Genomic DNA, 18033 nt, shown 5'->3' with positions numbered 1-18033 from the left:
GACCATGCTTGGCTCCGCCGCGTCGCTCACCCTGGTTACCCTGTTCGGCCTGGCGCTGGGCTTTGCCCGTGAGTGGCTGCTGGTCAGCGCATGGGGCGCTGGCGCGCAGAGCGATGCCTTCCTTGTCGCACTGTTTCTGCCGGAGGCGGTTCGCATGTCGCTGACCGGTGGGCTGCTCAGTGCCGCCGCGTTGCCTCTTTATCTGGCCGAGGACGAGGTGGGGCGTCGTCGCTGGATGGGGGCGCTGTTGCCGCAGCTTGCGTTGATCGGTCTGGCCGTCGCGCTGCTGGTGCTCGTTACGGCTCCATGGATTGTCGGTGTGATCGGCCTGGGCCTGAGCGATGCCGGGCAGGTCCAGGCAGGTGACACCTTGCGGCTGCTTGCGTGGTGCATACCGGGTTTCGTGCTGCATGCGCTGCTCAGTGTGCCGCTGCAGGCCAGCGAGCGCTTCGTGATGGCGGGATTGGGCTCGGTGCTGTTCAACGCACCGCCCGTGGTCTATCTGGCAAGCATGGGGGCGCAAAGCAGTGTCTCCGGTGTAGCCGAGGCCTGCGTGCTGGGCAGCGTGCTGATGGCCGGCTCGCTGCTGCCCTGGCAATGGAAACAGGGCTGGAGGCCATGGCGCAGCAACGGCTCCCTGCAGGCACTTCGGCTACTGGGGCAGCGCATGTTGCCGTTGGTTGGCAGCAACGCGGCTAGCCAGGGGCTTGCCCTGCTTGAGCGTTCAGTCGCGTCGCTGCTCGGGGAGGGCGCTGTTACCTGGGTCAACCTGGCCCGCAAGCTGGTGAACCTTCCGCTTGTGGCATTGATGAGCCTCAATCAGGTGCTGCTGGGCCTGATGAGTAGCCGAGCCGATACGCAGCGTATTCCTCTGCTCAGACGTGGGGTCGAGACGGCAAGCCTGCTCGCGTTGCCGGCCGGCATCGGCCTGGTGGGCGCCGCCCCTGCGCTGGTGGCATTGCTGCTGCCGTCATCGCTGGGGGCTGATCCGCTACCGGCGCTGCTTGCCTGGTTTGCCCTGCCGCTGGTGTTCGGTTGTTGGAATGCCTTGCTCGCCCGTTATGCCTATTCAACCGGCGACACGGTTCAGCCGCTGTACTGCGAACTTCTGGGCAGCGGCGTCAACGCGCTGTTGTTGCTGGCGCTGCCCTGGTGGCTGGGGTTGGCCGGCATACCGCTGGCAGCCGTGGCAGGCGTGCTGGTCACGGCCCTGGCGCTCATGCGCCGCCAGGCGCTTCTGGGCCAGTTGGCCTGGGTGCGGTACTGGCTGTGCGCGGGCTTGTTGCTGGGTATCAGCGCAGGAGGTCTTTTCGGCGTGGCAGACACCTGGTTGCAACTGGGGCTGAGTACGCTGTTCGCGGCGGCGACGCTCGCCGGCATGGCATTGATACTGCGGCCCTGGCGTGTCGCCTGAGCGGTGCGGGTACGTCTCACGAACACACACGAACAGTCAGAGCCCCGTAGCGGGCTTTCTTGAAGGGGAAGCAGGGTGGAGCAGCGCTGGATTCAGATGGATATCGCCAAGGGCGTGGGTATCCTGATCATTGTGTTCGGGCATGGATGGTTCGTGGCCAGCTCGCCGGATTTTCTCTATCCGCTGCTGGCGTCCTTCATTCTGCCGCTGTTTTTCTTTCTCTCTGGGGTTTTCTTCAAAACCACTGGTACCTTCGCTGAAACGGCTATTGGCAAGGCCGATGCTCTGCTCAAACCTTTCTTCTTCACGATGTTGTTGTATGTCGTGGTGCGTGATGTGTTGCGAGGGCAGCCCCTGCTACCGGATATCGGAGGCTTGTTCTATGCCTCGGTCAGCACACTGCCCTGGCAAGCATTATGGTTCCTGCCGCACTTCTGGTTGGCAATTCTATACAGCTGGTTGTTGTTGCGCCTGCTTGAATCGTTGCGGTGCCCCGCTCTGATCATGTGGCTTGTCGTGGTCGTTCAGATGCTGCTGGGAATCTGGCTGCTTGGCTGGTCGTGGCATTCGCCGGTCACCTTTTTGGGCCACTCCTATAGCATACCTGGGCTGCCGTTCAGTGCCGATGTTGTTTTTATCAGTAGCGCATACTTCTTGCTTGGCTATCTATTACGCTCGGCTCTGCGTGCACATAAAACCTCGGTGATAGGTCTATTAGTCAGCGTCGTATTGTTCGGCATGATTTTCTTTTTTCATCCCGTCACTATGGATTTGGCGCAACGACGTTATGATCATTGGCTGTGGACCACGTTGTTGGCGGTTCTGGGGGTGTATATCTGTTGGGCGTTGTCAGGTCTGATGACACATTGGAGCTGGCTTTCCAAAGCTATGACATATATCGGGCAATCGACTCTGATTATCCTGATCTTCCATGGTGAGATTCAAAACAAAAGCTTCGCCTTGCTGAGATGGTTTTCTGTTCCTGACCATTTAGGTGCCGCTATTGCGCTTGTGTTTACCGTGATTGCTTCCTTGCTGATTGGTGAATTTATTAAGCGATTTAGTTTTTTGCGTGTGATGTACTTGCCTGTTTGGAAGAAAAAGAATAAAAAAAATTGAAAAAGGCGACAGTCAGTCAGGTATCAGAATAAGAGAAGGGTTTTGTAATATACGGTTGGATTTGAGTTGCTCCGGATTTTTAGGTTTATTTGTTTAGGTCAGGCCACTAAGGCCTGACCTGTTTGTTGTTTTTTTGCTAGCGGGGTTGGGCTCGCCTCCACAGGCGAAGTTGTCGCTTTGAGTTCAGGAGGCGTCGGTAGTTTTACTAGTTGTCTCGTGGCTCCTCCTAAGCGACAACCAGCCCGGCCTTGTACATTTAAGGGCCTTAACCACGGCTTTGTTGTAAGTGTCGCCCGTACTGCCAAATGAAGACTCGACGCCGTCTCTGCCAGCCGCTTGTTGTGGCGTTTAGAGGCATTCTGGCATGGCCGCTTGATGGATCAGTCCACCGGCGCGCAGCATGGCGACCATGCTGAACGTGAAGTCTTGCTTCTCATAATGGTGCTAGCTGTCTAGCCGAGGGTGAGCGGTGCAAATCGCTCGAACGCCATCACATACAGCTAACCAGCTAGGTCAAGGTATAGGGGAATCTGGGACCCAAAAGGCGTCGGTGAGGTAGCGATGGGGGCGCTCGCCATGCACTCCGAGCTGCTGCGCTCGATATAGACGCCACGCCCCTCTTGTCTTCGGTGCGGCGTGCCCAGTCTTCGGCATCACGCTTGGTTCGGAAGGAATTGGAGCAGGTTGCCCAGCCAGTCTTGCGGATGACTGCTTTCCAGGTGTCAGAAGGGGTTTACGAGGGTCGCCATATGTTCTCCGAGGTGTACTCGGTACGGGGCTGTACCGAAACTCTGCCTCGGGAACATATGATTACGGGGTTAGGAAATTCCAAAGCCCGTAGGCTTGATGTAAATGGTGCCGGCACCAGGAGTCGAACCCGGGACCTACTGATTACAAGCGGCTTTTCTTGATGTTTTTTTGCGTTTCTCAGAGTTGCCAATTATGCCTCTAGATCCTTGATATACGGGCCTTTCAGGCAATTTATTGTTTTCCTTCGTTTCAACTTGTACCCTTCGATTTCAAGAGAAGTGGTCCCTGTAGTGGTCCCTCTAGTGGTCGGGAATGCGAGGTCAAAATGGGAAGCGCTAGCAACTCTGCCAAGCTGGTTACGGATGCGCGACTACGAGCGCTCAAGCCTGGCGAAACAGCAACTGACTCTGTGCCAGGGCGCGGTAATGGTGCGGTCCTATTCGAGCGTCTGCAGTCTGGCGTGGTGACGGCCGTCTATCGCTACATGTGTGACGGAAGGCGGTTGAAGTACCCGATAGGTAACTTCAAGGCTGGCAGTCGGGATGCCGGCCTGACCTTGTCCATCATTCGTGAAGAGGCGCAGCGACTGGCTTTGATTGCCAAAGAGCACGGCAACGTTAAGGCGTACATCGAGGAGCAGGAAGCTGTCGTAGCTGCAGGGCGGGCCGAGCGGCAGCGCCTGGCCGAGATCGAAGCATCACGTGGCACCTTTGGTGATCTGTTCCTTGACTACATAGAGTCGCGCCGGGAGAAGGCTACGACCGGAGTCGTCAAGGAGTTGGAGCGGCTTTATCAGAAAAACATGCTTGGGCCGCAGCCGATCATCATGAGGATGAAAGCGCGCGATATTCGCCCCGACCATATCCTGGCCATTCTCAATCCGATATGGGAGCGCGGCGCAAAGGTTCAGGCCGAGCGCATGCGTTCGTTCCTGTCGGCGGCATTCAATTATGGGCTGAAAGCCGAGAACGCGGTCGGCCGGTCGAGTGCCAAGAGCTACAACCTAGAGAGCAACCCGGCAATTGTGGTTGCGGTCGATAAGGTATCGGCACCGGCCACACGAGCGTTGTCTGATGCTGAACTGCGCCAGTTCTGGGCAACCATCGGGCACACTCAAGGCGTCGGGCCGGTTATGGCGATGCTGTTCAAGTTCGTCATCGCCACGGGTGGACAGCGCATCTTCAATATCTGCCAAACCACTTGGGACGATTACGACTTGGAGGCAGGCACCGTGCGCCTGATCCACCGCAAGGGGCGCGGTGGCCAGACAATGAGCAGGCCACACCTTGTACCGCTGTCGCCGCGTGCTGTCGCCATTCTGGAGCGCGTGAGAGAGATCAACGGTTGCCACCCTTGGCCGTGGACTACTACCGGCAAGCAGCACATCGTCGTCGGCAGCCCGACTCATGCGGTGGCCGACTGGCTGAAGTCCGAGCATGCGATTATCGAAGGCCAGCAGATACCCAGCTTCTCGCCGCGTGATCTGCGCCGCACCTGCACCCAGCTAATGCAGAAGCACGGTATCAGTGACCAACTGTCCGACCTGCTGCAAGCGCATGGGCAGACCGGCGTGGCGAATCTGCACTATCGCAACAACCCCGAGGCGGCATTGCCGGAGAAGCGGCGCGCCGTCGAATTGTTCGAACGGGCACTCGCCAAGGTGCTGGGGGAGGCCCCGGCCGACAACGTGGTTAGGCTGGTGCGTAAGAAGTGAGTCTCAAACGTAAGGCTTAACGCATTTGGCTGGCCTAGCCCACCGGGGCGAAAAGCGGATATACGACCCGCTTGGCCAGTCGATCTATTCAGGAAGTGGGAGCGTCTGGGAGGACGTGGCGGATGGAGAAGCAGCATCGGCAACAGTGGTGGCAGAGTGTAGATATCACGACTGAGGAAGAATACAGCCAAGTGATCAGCATGTTGGCTGACGAGCTTCAGGGGGAGCATACGCCGAAAGAAATTGCAGAAATTGCCGCCAGCCACATGCTTTATGCGAATGTTCTTGAGCGGTTTTACGAGGAGCGAAAGAGGTCAGCTGAACTGGAAGATAAGCTGATGGCGAGAAAAGAAGTCGAGCGCTCTATGCGGTTGATTGATGCTGTCAGGAAAAAAGATGCTCGAAAAAGGATGGCTGGGCTCCAGGCTTTAAACAGTGCAAAGACCACCGCTATCGCTCGTGCTCGAGCTATCGCCACCGAACTGTGGCTGGCTGACACTGCGCAGAGAATCCGAACTGGGGAGATGGCAAATAAGGTTTATGGGGTTCTCGTTGATGAGGGCCTTACCGCGTTGCTGCCTGAACTGCCCGAGGGCATCAAGGATTGGATTAAAGCAATCGCGCCTAGCTATGCGCGTAAAGGTGGCCGCCCCCGAAAAACCCCCTGAGCGTATCGGATAACCCATTTTTCATTACGGATAACCCCATATCCGTTACGGCAGGTGAGTTTTTCTGGCATTTCATGCCGCATATCTTGCACATCGTCCGCCCTACTTCGGGGGGGGTACCAAGAGGTAACGACGATGGCCGCAACCGTTCAACCCCTCCGCTGTATCTACCGCCTGCCTACTGGGCAGGCTCGCGCACGTCTGGGGCAAACCACAAATTATGATTTGATGCAGGAAAGTCCGATTTCCGAAGTCCCATCGCATGGCAGGCGCACATGCTATCGGCTGGGATTCGCGGGAAATCGAGGTATGGATCGCCACGAAATTGGGCGGGGTGGTCTGAAATGAAAAAGGCCACGATCCCCGAAGAGAAACGCAGCCAGTCGCACGTCAACGTTACTACCGAAACCTCACTCAGTCTCGTAGTACCCAACTTACCAATCCCAGGTGCCTTCGCCACCACCGCTCAGATGTGTGAGCGTTATCAAGTAAGTCGTACAACCTGGTGGCGTTGGTCGCAAGATGAAAAATTCCCGCGTGCCTTGCGTTTCGGCCGCTCGGTTCGCTGGGATGGCAACGCCGTTGAAGCCTTCCTGACTCAGCAGGAGCCGTAACCCATGCGCATCCAGCAACCCGCAATACTGTGCGGGCCTGCAGCGTTCGGCCAGGAGAAAGCCGCAGCCAGGCTCCACTTTCGTCCACTGTCTGCCGATCTGCGGATATCTGCCGCAGCGGTCGCTTTGCTGGAGGGGCTGCAATGACGCGTCTTCACTTCGAGATTCAGCGAATCGCCGATGCTGCCCTTCAGCAAGCCGACATCCTACTCGCCGACTGGTTACCGGATGGTACCCGCAAGGGCAAAGAATACTGGCCGATCAATCCAGTTCGTGGCGACCGCCAACCGGGCAGCTTCAGCATCAGCACGACCACAGGCACCTGGCACGACTTCGCCAGCGGCGATAAAGGCGGTGATCTTGTTTCGCTGATGGCCTACCTTCGCGGTTGCCGGCAAATGGATGCCGCCCGCATGATCGCCGCTCAACTCGGGGTGGCGTTCGGCGGCGACCTACCCAAGCGCGACCTGCTCGCTGAGGAAGCCGAGCGGCAGCGCATCGTCTTTCAGCGTGACCAGCGCCAGCACAAAGCCGATGTGGAGCGCCAAGCCAGATGGGATCGCTCCGCCGGCCGAGCATGTCAGGACTTTTCTATTGCTGGTTCGCCTGATCCTGATCACCCGTACCTAACACGCAAGCGTATTAAGCCCGGCCCCTTGCGTCAGCTCGGTGACGTGCTGCTCGCCCCGATCTTCCGGCGTGGATGCTTGGTGAATCTCCAGCGCATCACCGCCGATGGCTCCAAGCGGTTTCTGCCCGGTGGGCGGATCACTGGCTGCTACTGTCCGTTCGGGCGTATCGAGGCTGGCGTCGAGCTTCTGATCGTCGAGGGCATAGCCACCGCAGCCACCTTGCACGAGCAAACCGGCCAGCCGGTGGCCGCTGCAATGAGTGCCGGGAATCTGTTGCCTGTTGGTGAGGAGCTACGGCATCGCTATCCCAATGCCGTACTGGTAATTGCTGGCGACGATGACCGTGCCAAGGAAACCGAGGGTAAGGCCAACGCAGGCAAGTTGGCGGCGATTAACGCTGCGAGCCGGCTCAATTGTGCATACGTGCTGCCGGCTTGGCCGGAGGATGCACCTGATCATTTGAGTGACTTCAATGATCTGGCCCTGTGGCTGGAGGGCCGGTTATGAGCGCCTCTCTGATGACGGAGAAAATTTCACCATGGCCTGAGCCGCGTCCTCTGCCTGATTCCTTGCCGCCTGTACCGTCTTTTGACCCTGAGATGCTGCCCGAGACTATTCGCGGCTATGTGATGGACGTTTCGCAGCGTATGCAGTCCGCCCCTGACTATGCGGCAGTAGTGGCCGTTTGCGCACTATCGGCGGTGCTGGGACGCAAGGTGTTGATTCGTCCCAAGCAATATGACGACTGGACTGTGACCCCTACCGCTTGGGGCGCTGTAATTGGCGGCCCGTCGACCATGAAATCCCCGAGCCTGGCAGAGATGATCAAGCCGGTTCAGGGCATCGAATCGAGCGCGGCTGCCGAGTGGGGTGAGCGGATCAAGTTGCACAAGGCGGAGGCCGAGGCAGCAGACATTGAAGCTGGACTGGCCAAACGTACTGCCAAAAAACTTATCGAGGATGGTCGCAAGGAAGAGGCCGTAATGTACTTGGCAGCCGCCGATAGCATCGAAGATGCACCTGCTCTGCCTCGTATCATCGTCAACGACGCCTCGGTCGAAGCGCTGGGCGAGAGGCTGCGGGAAAACCCGAACGGCCTGCTTCTGGTGCGCGACGAACTATCGGGCTGGATAAGCCTAATGATGCAGGAGGATCATCAGTCTGATCGGGCTTTCTTCCTGGAGGCGTTCAACGGTAACGCCAGCTTCACCTATGACCGCATCGGTCGTGGGACGGTTCGAATCGAGCACTGCACCTTGTCGGTTATTGGCGGCATTCAGCCAAGCAAGATCACGTCTTTGGTGCGCGGTGCAGTCCGTGGTACCGCCGATGACGGTCTGATTCAGCGCATGCAACTCGCCGTCTGGCCTGACCCGAAGAAACACTGGCGCTGGATTGATCGAGCACCAGATCCAGGTGCCCGCACCCGCTACTTCGATGCATTCGAGCGCCTTCATAACCTAGAGCTGCCGTGCAATGAGGATGGCCCCCCCTGCCTGCACTTCACCCCGCAGGCACAGACCATGTTCATTGAATGGATGGAAGAGCTTCAGGCCGAGGCTCGAAGCGGTGACATGCCGGAGGCGGTGCAAAGTCATCTACTTAAAATGCCCAAGACCGTTGCAGGGCTGGCACTGCTCTTTGAGTTGCTCGAGGGTGGCACTGAGGCGGTCAGCGAGATCGCGACGGCTCGAGCACTGGAATGGGCTGACTATCTGCGTGGTCATGCCAACCGTCTTTACAGCGCTGCCACGCAGGGTGATATCGAGGGCGCGCGGCTGATCCTGAAACGCAAGGCGAAGCTATCAAACCCATTCAAGGGTCGAGAGATTCAGCGTAAAGGGTGGCCTGGTCTCTCATCACCCGAAGAAGTCGCCAGCGCATTGGAGGTCCTGGTCGATTACGGGTTTCTGCTGGAAATGGAGGTTTCGTCGACTGCGATAGGTGGTCGTCCGACTAAGGCATACCGCTGGATTGGGGAGGCTGGCAACGATGGGCCGTTGGCTTGAGAACGCACGAAAACTCCCTGGCGATGCACCGACAAAACCGACAGAACCGGGTTGTGTCAGTTTTGTCTGTACGCCGGCCGGCAATTTCCTGGAAAAAAAACAGGTTGAGCTAGTGGTCACCACCAACGACCCGCAGCCAAAGTGCTGGCTTCACCTACTGGTTTTTGCCGATGGTCGCGTGATCCAGCGATGCGGCGAGCAAGCCACTGTCATCGTTGAGGATGACGCCAAACGACGATTCGGGAATGAACTGCTCAGAGTGCTAGCTGTTCCAGACTACGAACGACCGCTCAGTAAGTCAGAGATCGCCGAAGCATTGGCCGGCACTCTAGCTGCGCCAGCACCTCTACCTCAGCCGTCGAGTATCTGGCTGGCCCGAGTTGCCCGTTTGCTCGGTACTCGTCCGGCCGAGTTGCTGGATGGTGGGTATCTACAGTCGCACGATCTTGTTGAGTTGGCTGGCAGTAATGCGTCTCTGGCGGCCGATGCGATTCGGAGCAGCCCTGCCTGGATCAAGCGCGCAAAACCTTTCGTGTCGCCCGAGGCTGTGATGGTGTTTGAGGGCAATGCCGAACACCAGCACGCGGCAAATACCAGCGTAACTGCGTCGATGGAGTGGTTGCGCGCGCGCGACCATTTCTATCAGCACCTGACAACCTGTCGGGCCTGTAATGCGCCTTCAGAGCGCTACTGCGTTAACGGCAGGGACCTGCGCCACAACTACAACAGCATTTCAGAGAAGGCGAATGTATGAGCGATAAGTCCAAGATATCCCGGCGCGAAGGTGAAACATCTTCACAGGCCATGGCCCGTGTGAGTCTGACGCCTGAATGTCTCAGTGCAATGGTGCTTCTCGATAGCAAGATGATGGGCGCGCTTGATGTCACTGCGGTCGTGGATGAGCTACGCCTGCAGACCGCTGCGCTTAACAGTGGCGACATGAGCCGCGCGGAGTCCATGCTGCTTGCGCAGGCTCATACACTGGACAGCCTATTTGCCCAGTTTGCCGGCCGAGCGCTGCGCACCCGGCAACTTGATGACCTGGAGTCCTACATGCGTCTTGCGCTCAAGGCGCAAAACCAGGCGCGGGCAACCCTGCAAACCCTGGGTGAGCTGAAGGCGCCGAAGCAGGTCGCATTCGTCAAGCAGGCCAATATTGGCAACCAAGTGCAGGTCAATAACGACAGCAGCACCGCGCGTACGCGCACGCGGAAAAACTCAAAAGCGCCAAACGAACTATTGGAGGTGCAGCATGGCAAACGGTTGGACACCCGAGCGAAGGGCTCGTCAGGCAGCGCTGATCAGGCAATGGAGTCCATGGCAAAACAGCACCGGGCCAAAAAGCCCAGAGGGTAAGAGCACCTCATCGTGCAATGCCTGGAAAGGTGGTTGCCGGCCACTGCTAAGAGAACTGGCAAAGGAACTGCGCGAGCAGGAGAGCAGCCGCCGAAACCTGTTGCGTGAATAAAACCGGATGAATGGCCAGCCAGGCAGCATAAGCATGAATCATCGTGGCTCGCGGCTAATAACCCGGCGAGCTCGTCAAAAAGGGCGAAACCGGCCAGTGCTCATCCCGCATGGTAGATCGTGTCAGCCGGTTAAATATTCACTGAGCCTTCTTGATTAGTTTCGGTTCGTGCTCGCTGCAACGCTCTCAGTGAGCCTACTCAATAAAAAACTAGCTGGCGGGTTGCCCGCCGCTCGACTGCAGGTGAAGCGCGTGTAGAGGAATCTACCCGAACAGATAGGCCGTCAGCACTGTCGCCGCCCCAGCAGTGCCTGCATGCTTCACAACGTTGATTGTGGCATCCGGAAAATTCCGTTCTCCGCGCAGCATTTCCATCAGTTCGCGTGCTGAGGCGATACCAGCTGCCATCAGGGCGGCATCGCCTCCGCGATTGCCGATGGAGTTTTCTGCCAAGGCTGCAAAGTTCCCACTGATCTGCCCCTGCAGGGCCTCGTTGTCATGACCGCTGCTGCCTACACGTACATCGGCGAATTGCTCTGCCACTTCGTTAGTCGCCAGCACTGAGATATCCGGATATTTCTCAAGGTGCTCATCGATCTTGGCTGCAGCCATAACCGCTTTAAGCTGAACCTCCTCAACGAGCTCTTGCGTATCAGCATCCCGGATCTGGATATCTGCTCCAGGATGATTAGTTGCGCCAAAGACCTCGGCATATGTATCTGTATGGGCGGCGTTGTAGTTATGAACGAAGAGCAGCTCGTGATAAATACCCTTCACATTCGCCCCAACACCTCTCAGCGCTTCCGGCGAAAGACCACGCAGGTATTCACCCAGTTCGCTTTCCCCTGCACCAGTCAAGGCGGTACTAGATCGGCGGAGAGCATCCAGAACTAGCTGGCTTTCCGTGTCATCACCAACAGCGGACTGGGACAATAATGCGTAGAAAACGCCACCAACCATGTATTCGGCGCTGACAAAGCCTTTGAAGGGATAGCCTGCGATGTAGCTTTTGAAGCCAACAATAACCACTCGCTCAAAGTCGATCAGAATATGCTGGCGGAAGTTAATAGCGTGCTTACCGTCGAGGTTCGAACAGATCTCCTTTTGGTGAAGCTGCATCTCGTCCAGCAGGGGGCGGAAGATATTCACGAGCAGCTGCTCCGCCTCCCTCTCTGTGAACTGCTCAGGCGGTCCGGCCAGGTATTCGTCGATAATCGCGATGGCCAACCAGCACGTCACACACAACGTATGCATTTACCTGATGCGGACTTCGCCGCCCTGCTCTGTGGCATCGACTTGGAGCAGCAGCATCGTCAGGCCTGCAACATGCAGCAGACGGCATGAGCCGTACTGGGCAGCTAGCTACCCCAGCTACTACCCGGAATGTCACCAGTCATCCTCAGGGGGCGCAGATCGATCAACCATGAGTTCACTGGGAGAAATCACAGAGCTGTTGTACGCAGCGAGAGCGCCCATGCCCGGCAGCCCCATGTCCGACGAAGAGGCGCTCAGCTATGCCCGAAAGAACTTTCCCTATGGAAATTTTTGCCTGGTGCGTGACTGGCTGTGGCTCGATATAGAGACCACCGATGCGCAACGCCACGCGCTGGAGAAAACACAACGCCAGCCGGCCTTGATCTATGCGCACCAGGTTGTCTTCGAGAACGGGCGACGATGGGACGTGGGCGACTTCGTGAGAACCTCGCTACTGCATCAGCTCAGCAAGGGGTTTCATTTCAAGACGCTCAACTCGGTGTACCTGCTATTGGGCCCCGCCTCTCGTAAGAGTGCCAGCGCCGACACCATCACATGCCTGATTTAAGCCATGGAGTAGCTGGATGCGGATTTATCTGCTGTCAGATTTACACCTCGAATTTGAGCCCTTCGAGCCGCCTGTCATGGATGCTGATGTGGTAGTGCTCGCAGGCGACATTCATATGAAAGGGAGGTGCGTCGACTGGGCCGTCGAGGTTTTCTCCTGCCCTGTTCTCTACATACCAGGGAATCACGAGTACTGCTCTGGCCACCTCTTTCTCCGGACGTTTTTACACACTCTGGACCGGTTAGCGACCATTGCTATTGCTGGTCCAAGCGTGTCCTAGAAGCCACCTTTACCTCACGTTTGCCCGGCCCCCCGATAGTGAGCCCCCTATTAACAAAACTCTGTGCTTTTAAGCAAGAGAATCTATTCAGCTTATGCCTTGCCATGACCACCATTTTGGATTGGCCTTGACCACCTTGCCCGGAGGCAGGGTGGTTTGGCACAGTCAGCTCCGTCTAGCTATGGCCTTGCGCACAGACCACCCAGGGCGCTTCGTCGCGGAACAAAGGAAATATCGACTACGATCAGAACTCTAGTTTGAAGTTGCCCCGCACACCGTTATCGGTGACCCCACTGCCAAACTGGCCGCTGTAGGAGACACCGAGGGTGGTGTTCTTGCCGACGCTGAAGTCCAACCCCAAATCAACGACTGCTACGTCCTTGGCGATCGGCACACCGGCGGTGAAGAACGACGACGAGCCGCTGGCGAACGACAGGCTCGAGGTCGGCGTGGTGTCGCCGAAGGCGTGACGCCAGCCCAGCGAGCCGGTGGCATTCGTCCTGACCCCGCCGAGGTCGAGCCCAGTGGAGCCGTGCAGGCCCAGCGTCGAGAAGGTGGTGTCGCTGTTCCCGCCCTTGGCCGATAGAGCCGCCGCCCCACCCCGCTCGGTAAAACCGCCCGTGTGCAGGCCCACGTAGGCCAGGTTGACAAAGGGCTCCAGCGTCACGACGCCGGCTTCCAACGCGTAGCCCAATTCTCCGAATACCTGCGCCGTCTCGGCGTGGTCGTCACTCCTTAGACTGTCGCTGAAGCCGCCAAATTCGACCGAGCGACGGCTCGAAAGGTCGTGCCACGTATAGGCCACGCCAGAACGCAGAGCGAGAGCGCCCCACTGCTTCCCGGCATAGACACCCAGATGGTAGTTCTCGCTCTTGCCCGAGGTATGACGATCGTTCACATCGATATTGGTGTGACTGAAACCGCCGAGCACGCCGATGCGCGCACCGTTTTCCATCTCCCGATCGGCGCCCAGCAGCACGCCTCCGGTCGAGTGGTCGAGCCCGGCAGCGTTGCCATCGCTAGCAACGCTGCCCCAGGAACCGAAGGCCCGCATCCAGGTCACGCTCTGGTCGGCATCGCACCCGGTATCCACCGTGCTCTCGCGGTCATTAGCCCCCAGCGTGGTAGTGGCGCCGGAGATACCGCACGCCCCTGGACGCAACCGATCCAACGCTGCTTCACGCACGAACCGGCCGTCCTCAATCAGCGCCGTCTGCGCCGAAGCGTGCGCTTCCCCGCCGAGCTGGTCGAACGCCTGCCGGGCGCCGGCGGCGTCGAGCTGGACCACCGCGTCATAAACCGGATTGCCCATCCCCAGCCGGTCGAGCGCGCCCGCTGCCGCCCGCTGGTTGCGCGTGTCGCTGACCGTTGCGAAACCGGTGTCGTTGCGGGTCATCTGCAGCGTAACGCTGTTGGCAGCGTAGCTCAGCGAGGGGGTGAGGAACGCGAGATTGGACGAAACATCTGCGAACCTACCCGTCACGCCATTGGCGCTGAGGATGGTGTAACCTGTGGCCGGCGCGTAGTTGCCCGAGCCCGCCTGCACATCGACCGTGCCCCCATTGAGGGTCGCCAAGCCGGTTGCCGTCGTCAGAGAAGCACCCGACGTATCGAGGTTCACCCGGTAGGTAGAGCCGGACTGGAAGACAAGTTCGCCATTCACCGTCGCGCTGCTCCCCGCCGTACCACTGCCCGGCTGGAAGGTCGCGCCATTGCCGACCGTCAACGCCCCGGTGGAGCCACTGCCACTATAGAGGCCACCATTGATCAGTACTGCCCCGCTGATGCGGCCATTGTTGGTGGTGGTGCCCGCGCTCTGCGTCAGGCTGCCGTTGATAGTGCCGTCATTGTTGACGATGCCCGCCGTGGCGAAATCGCCCGTCCAGGTTGCGCCCTGGCTGTTGACCAAGGTACCGGTGTTGGACGCGACCCGAGCATTCTGAATTGCGTTGTTGGTGTACAGGCCCGCGTTGTCGAGATCGTCGTTGACCGTACCGTCATTGGTGATGCTGCCGCTGGCCGTGTTGCGGATGCCGCCCGCCGTCAAGGTGCCGCCGGCCGAGATGGTGACATCGCCGGCGTTCGTCAACAGACCTCCGAGCCGGTAGTCACCGGCGTTAAGCACCTCCAAGATGGCGTCTTGGGTGTTGTCGAAGACGCCGTTGCTCGTTACCACGCCACCAACCGTGAAACGGCCGTCGGTGTTGTTGGCGATGGCCCCATCCAGCGTGCCGCCATTGGCGTTGACCGTACCATTGTTGCTCAGGCCGCCTGCCACGCTGCCGCCGGTCTGGGTGAAGGTAGCGCCGGCGCCATTGCTGACGCTGCCACCCACCGTGCCCGCATTCTCGAAGGCCGCATGGTTGACGACATTTGAGATGACGCTTGCACTCGCACCAATCGCCAACGTGCCGCCGCTGATAGAGGTCACTCCAGTATAGCTGTTGGCACCCGTCATGAGGGTCGTGCCGCTACCGATCTGCTCGACCGCGCCACTGCCGGAGATCACGCCTGCAAAGGTCAGTGCATCGGAGCGGTTGAACACCAGAGTCCCATCGTTGAGCACGTTGCCCAGGATCGAGCCGCTCGTCCCGCCGTCGCCCAGTTGCAGCCTGCCCGCCGAGATCGTCGTGTCGCCGGTATAGGTGTTGTCCGCCGAGAGGATCAGCGTGCCGGCACCGGCCTTGTGCAGGCTCTCGCCGCCCCAGCCGCCGATGATCCCGCTCCGGTTGCCGAGCCCTTCGGAGACCGTGAAGGTTTCGCTGGCACTCGCCAGAGTGAAGGTTCCATGCGCGTCGGCCGGGGTGGCGTTCCAGCTCAGGCCAAGATCGACGACATAGTCATTGCCGTTGGCGGTCTTGCTCCCGCTCACCTTTAGATAGTCCACCGACGAGGCCGACGCCCCGCCGATGTTCAGACCGCCGAAGAAATCGCCGGTGATGCCGCCCGTGGTGTGGAGCACCGTGAACTGCGTGCCCGCATAGCCGGAGACATTCAGCGTCCCGTCGAGAGCTGCAGTCGCGGCTGTGATCGCTGGATCGTTCGCGCCAATGGCGACGTTCAGCGTCGAACCCGCAGCCTGCGTGAAGATGCCGGTCACGTTGAGTTGCGAAGCAGCGCCCATAGCAGTGGTCGCGCCGTTCGCGGTCGTATAGCTCGCTGCCGTGAGCACACCGGTTTGATTCATCCGCAGCGTGCCGCCGCCAACGGTGACGGCGCCCAAGGAGCTGTTTGCCCCGAGCAGCGTCGTGCCCGCTGTCGTCGTCAGATTTGCGCTGCCGCCGATATTATCGAGCGTGCCGCCCGTCGAGGAAATGGCACCCGTCAACGCACCGCTGGTGATGGTGCCGCCCGCCAGCGTGACGTTGTTGATCGTCTGCGCATCCTGGTTGAGATTGAGCGTGCCGCCCGCGTTCACTGTCGTCGCGCTGGCCGCACTGAAGGCGTTCACACCGTAGGCCATCAACACGCCGTTGTTGACGGTTGTCGTCCCGGTATAGGTGTTCGCGCCCGTCAGACTAGTGTTTCCCACCGCCACCGTCAGGCTGGCTGAGCCTCCGATGCTGTTGACGTTGCCGCCTGTCGAAGTGATAGCGCCGGTCAAAGAGCCGTTTTGGATTGTTCCGCCCGGATTTGTATTATCGCCGAGGAGGGCAACGCTGTTGATCGTCTGCGCGAAGCCACCGAGGTCGAGGACGCCAGCCGCATTGACCGTTGTCGCGCTGGAGGCGCTGAACGTATCGGTGGCGCCACCAAACAATGTTCCGTTGGAAATGCTGGTCGTACCAGCATAGGTGTTCCCTCCAGTCAGTGTGGTCTTGCCACTGCCGGCAAAAGTCAGCCCCCCCCCCCCGGAGATCTCCCCAGCGAAGATGTCGTTATGGCCACCGTTATCGATGCTGCTGACCGTGTTTTGCGTTAGCGTAATATCGCGCGTGCTGCTGACATCGGCCGTGGTCAACAATGTGCCGCCGCTCAGAGTCAGGCCACCGCTGACATCGCCGAGGTTAGAGTCGCTGCCGATACTCAGCGTACCCGCCTCAATATTCCAGGAGGTCACGTTAGGCAAGTACACGGGCACCTGGGTTGGAGTGTCCGGACAGGGAGGCCCAAACATACTGCAGTCCATGGGGTCCATGGGAACCATTACCGTGGTCATGGTAACGATTGGAGCGGGAGCGCCTGTCAGAGACCATGTACCGATGCCGCGCTTGGTATAGCTCGCAAAACCCTGAATGCCCGTCGCATCGAGAGCATTGCTCTGGGTACCTTCCAGAATCAGCGCATCTCCGCCGTTGATACTGCCGCTGGTACTAACAAGGTTGCCGGTAATGACCGAATTGTCCTGCAGCACCAGAGTGTTGCCACCACCAGACAACTCAATCGCGCTGCCGGCAGTGCCGGCACCCGCGTTAATCTGACCGGGACCTTCGTTTCCCGGCGTACCGCCATTGATGGTGCCCGCGTTGTAAATCGTCGCATTACCTGTCGCAACGACACCGGCACCACCATTGCCACCTTTACCACCTTCGAAAGATGCGTTGCCGCCTCCCAGACCATTGCCTCCGGTGATAATGCCTGAGTTGATCAGCGTAAACCCGGCACCACTAACAGCCGCACCACCGTTGCCACCATCACCGCCGTAGCCCCAGCCAGAACCGCCGGCACTGCCGCCTAGACCACCACTTACCGTACCGGTATTGGTGAGATTGAAGTCTGTGCCGGAAACCCCAGCGCCGCCCGTCCCGCCATTTCCGCTGCGGCTAAAGATGCCAGATGCGATACCGCCGTTCCCGCCTGTGCCACCAACAACGTGGCCATAATTGGCCAGCACGTAATCGATACCAGTCAGCGCTACACCACCATCGGTACCATTACCGGCTGTACTTAAGTTGCCGCTGGCGTTACCCCCGGTAGTACCCATCGTGCCGCTGATTGTCTCGCCATCCGGCAAGCCGTACGTGCTTCCAGCCTGAGTCAGCGTCTGAGCGCCGCCCGTGGTAAGTGTGGTGTCAGCCATAGCGGGTACAGAGAGGCCGCCGAGCGCCAACGTGGTCGCCGCGACTATATATCGCACTCGCGACATAGGGATTTCGGTAGACCGGGATAGCGATATGGCGACAGCACCCACGCTACCGGATTTGCCATGCGCAGCACTGACTTCCGAAGCCGTCTGCAGGTGACCGAGGGAACGATTGAATACCAAACGATAAATATGATTCATGTGGGAATCGCTTAAAGATAATGAATTTTTGAGAGTGGCACGGTCGTTCTGGACAGAAACAAATACTAAGCCGAGATAGTGTCGTTTTGCTATCGGCCCAGAAACGAAAAAGGGTCACCGTGCGGTGAGTCTAAATCGTTGTTTTGTTTTGTACCGGAAATCAGGAACCGAGGCCTGTCAGAACTTGGCCCGTCCTCGAAAGATGCCTCGTAGCCAGGCCATGAATCGTGACGGTGGCGTCGGTATCGTGCGTGGCCCGGTGTATATCGTTGGCCTGCCGAGGTAAGACAGATCATCCGGCTTGCCGCCTTCCTTCTCC

At 58.9% G+C, this 18033-nt stretch carries 13 protein-coding genes and 3 pseudogenes; 12 read left to right on the top strand and 4 right to left on the bottom strand.

The features are described from left to right. The first annotated feature begins 4 nt into the window (after window positions 1–4). Entirely contained in the window at window positions 5–1414 is a 1410-nt protein-coding gene (murJ, locus tag AAEQ75_RS06980; protein ID WP_343351330.1) for a murein biosynthesis integral membrane protein MurJ, read from the top strand. Window positions 1415–1489: 75 nt separating this feature from the next. Next, entirely contained in the window at window positions 1490–2533 is a 1044-nt protein-coding gene (locus tag AAEQ75_RS06975; protein WP_343351328.1) for an acyltransferase family protein, read from the top strand. Between the two features lie 575 nt (window positions 2534–3108). On the opposite strand, the pseudogene AAEQ75_RS06970 reads toward AAEQ75_RS06975, so the two are convergent. Next, a pseudogene (locus AAEQ75_RS06970) lies at window positions 3109–3282 on the bottom strand (site-specific integrase); the annotation flags it as partial. A 461-nt stretch (window positions 3283–3743) separates the two neighbouring features. Here AAEQ75_RS06970 and AAEQ75_RS06965 point away from each other — a divergent pair. The 8 genes from AAEQ75_RS06965 to AAEQ75_RS06930 all read left to right on the top strand — a co-directional run bounded on the left by AAEQ75_RS06965 (window position 3744) and on the right by AAEQ75_RS06930 (window position 10276). Next, window positions 3744–4997 carry a tyrosine-type recombinase/integrase gene (locus tag AAEQ75_RS06965; RefSeq protein WP_343351327.1) on the top strand — a complete coding sequence of 418 codons (1254 nt, stop codon included), beginning with the start codon at window positions 3744–3746 and terminating at the stop codon, window positions 4995–4997. A 122-nt stretch (window positions 4998–5119) separates the two neighbouring features. Next, window positions 5120–5665, top strand: coding sequence for a hypothetical protein (locus tag AAEQ75_RS06960; protein ID WP_343351325.1), 546 nt, complete (start codon window positions 5120–5122; stop codon window positions 5663–5665). Between the two features lie 262 nt (window positions 5666–5927). Next, window positions 5928–6008, top strand: a complete 81-nt coding sequence (locus tag AAEQ75_RS06955; protein ID WP_343352344.1) for a hypothetical protein — start codon at window positions 5928–5930, stop codon at window positions 6006–6008. A gap of 1 nt (window position 6009) precedes the next feature. Beyond that, window positions 6010–6279, top strand: a complete 270-nt coding sequence (locus AAEQ75_RS06950) for a helix-turn-helix transcriptional regulator (RefSeq protein WP_343351323.1) — start codon at window positions 6010–6012, stop codon at window positions 6277–6279. Window positions 6280–6422: 143 nt separating this feature from the next. Next, window positions 6423–7418 (top strand): toprim domain-containing protein, encoded by a 996-nt coding sequence (locus AAEQ75_RS06945; protein ID WP_343351321.1) that lies wholly within the window; start codon window positions 6423–6425, stop codon window positions 7416–7418. Beyond that, window positions 7415–8920, top strand: a complete 1506-nt coding sequence (locus AAEQ75_RS06940; protein ID WP_343351320.1) for a YfjI family protein — start codon at window positions 7415–7417, stop codon at window positions 8918–8920. The genes AAEQ75_RS06945 and AAEQ75_RS06940 overlap by 4 nt, the downstream gene beginning before the upstream one ends. Continuing rightward, a complete protein-coding gene (locus AAEQ75_RS06935) occupies window positions 8904–9674 on the top strand; it encodes a hypothetical protein (RefSeq protein ID WP_343351318.1) in 771 nt (256 codons plus the stop codon). The genes AAEQ75_RS06940 and AAEQ75_RS06935 overlap by 17 nt, the downstream gene beginning before the upstream one ends. After that, window positions 9671–10276, top strand: coding sequence for a hypothetical protein (locus tag AAEQ75_RS06930; protein ID WP_343351317.1), 606 nt, complete (start codon window positions 9671–9673; stop codon window positions 10274–10276). Before AAEQ75_RS06935 ends, AAEQ75_RS06930 begins: the two co-directional genes overlap by 4 nt. 376 nt (window positions 10277–10652) lie before the next feature. Here the strand turns inward: AAEQ75_RS06930 and AAEQ75_RS06925 are convergent, their stop codons facing one another. After that, window positions 10653–11642, bottom strand: a complete 990-nt coding sequence (locus tag AAEQ75_RS06925) for a hypothetical protein (RefSeq protein WP_343351316.1) — start codon at window positions 11640–11642, stop codon at window positions 10653–10655. Between the two features lie 235 nt (window positions 11643–11877). On the opposite strand from AAEQ75_RS06925, the gene AAEQ75_RS06920 reads away from it, so the two are divergent. Both AAEQ75_RS06920 and AAEQ75_RS06915 read left to right on the top strand, forming a co-directional pair. Then, a complete protein-coding gene (locus tag AAEQ75_RS06920; RefSeq protein WP_343351315.1) occupies window positions 11878–12210 on the top strand; it encodes a DUF6957 family protein in 333 nt (110 codons plus the stop codon). 16 nt (window positions 12211–12226) lie between these two features. Next, window positions 12227–12418: pseudogene (locus AAEQ75_RS06915) on the top strand (metallophosphoesterase); the annotation flags it as partial. Between the two features lie 316 nt (window positions 12419–12734). On the opposite strand, the gene AAEQ75_RS06910 reads toward AAEQ75_RS06915, so the two are convergent. Both AAEQ75_RS06910 and AAEQ75_RS21940 read right to left on the bottom strand, forming a co-directional pair. Further along, entirely contained in the window at window positions 12735–17510 is a 4776-nt protein-coding gene (locus AAEQ75_RS06910) for an autotransporter domain-containing protein (RefSeq protein WP_343351314.1), read from the bottom strand. A gap of 105 nt (window positions 17511–17615) precedes the next feature. Then, a pseudogene (locus AAEQ75_RS21940) lies at window positions 17616–17714 on the bottom strand (ESPR domain-containing protein); the annotation flags it as partial. Window positions 17715–18033 lie beyond the last annotated feature (319 nt).

The organism is Pseudomonas sediminis, from assembly GCF_039555755.1.
Taxonomy (GTDB): domain Bacteria; phylum Pseudomonadota; class Gammaproteobacteria; order Pseudomonadales; family Pseudomonadaceae; genus Aquipseudomonas; species Aquipseudomonas mendocina_D.
The sequence above is the reverse complement of the archived record's forward strand: the minus strand, read 5'-3'. Positions and strand labels throughout refer to the sequence as shown.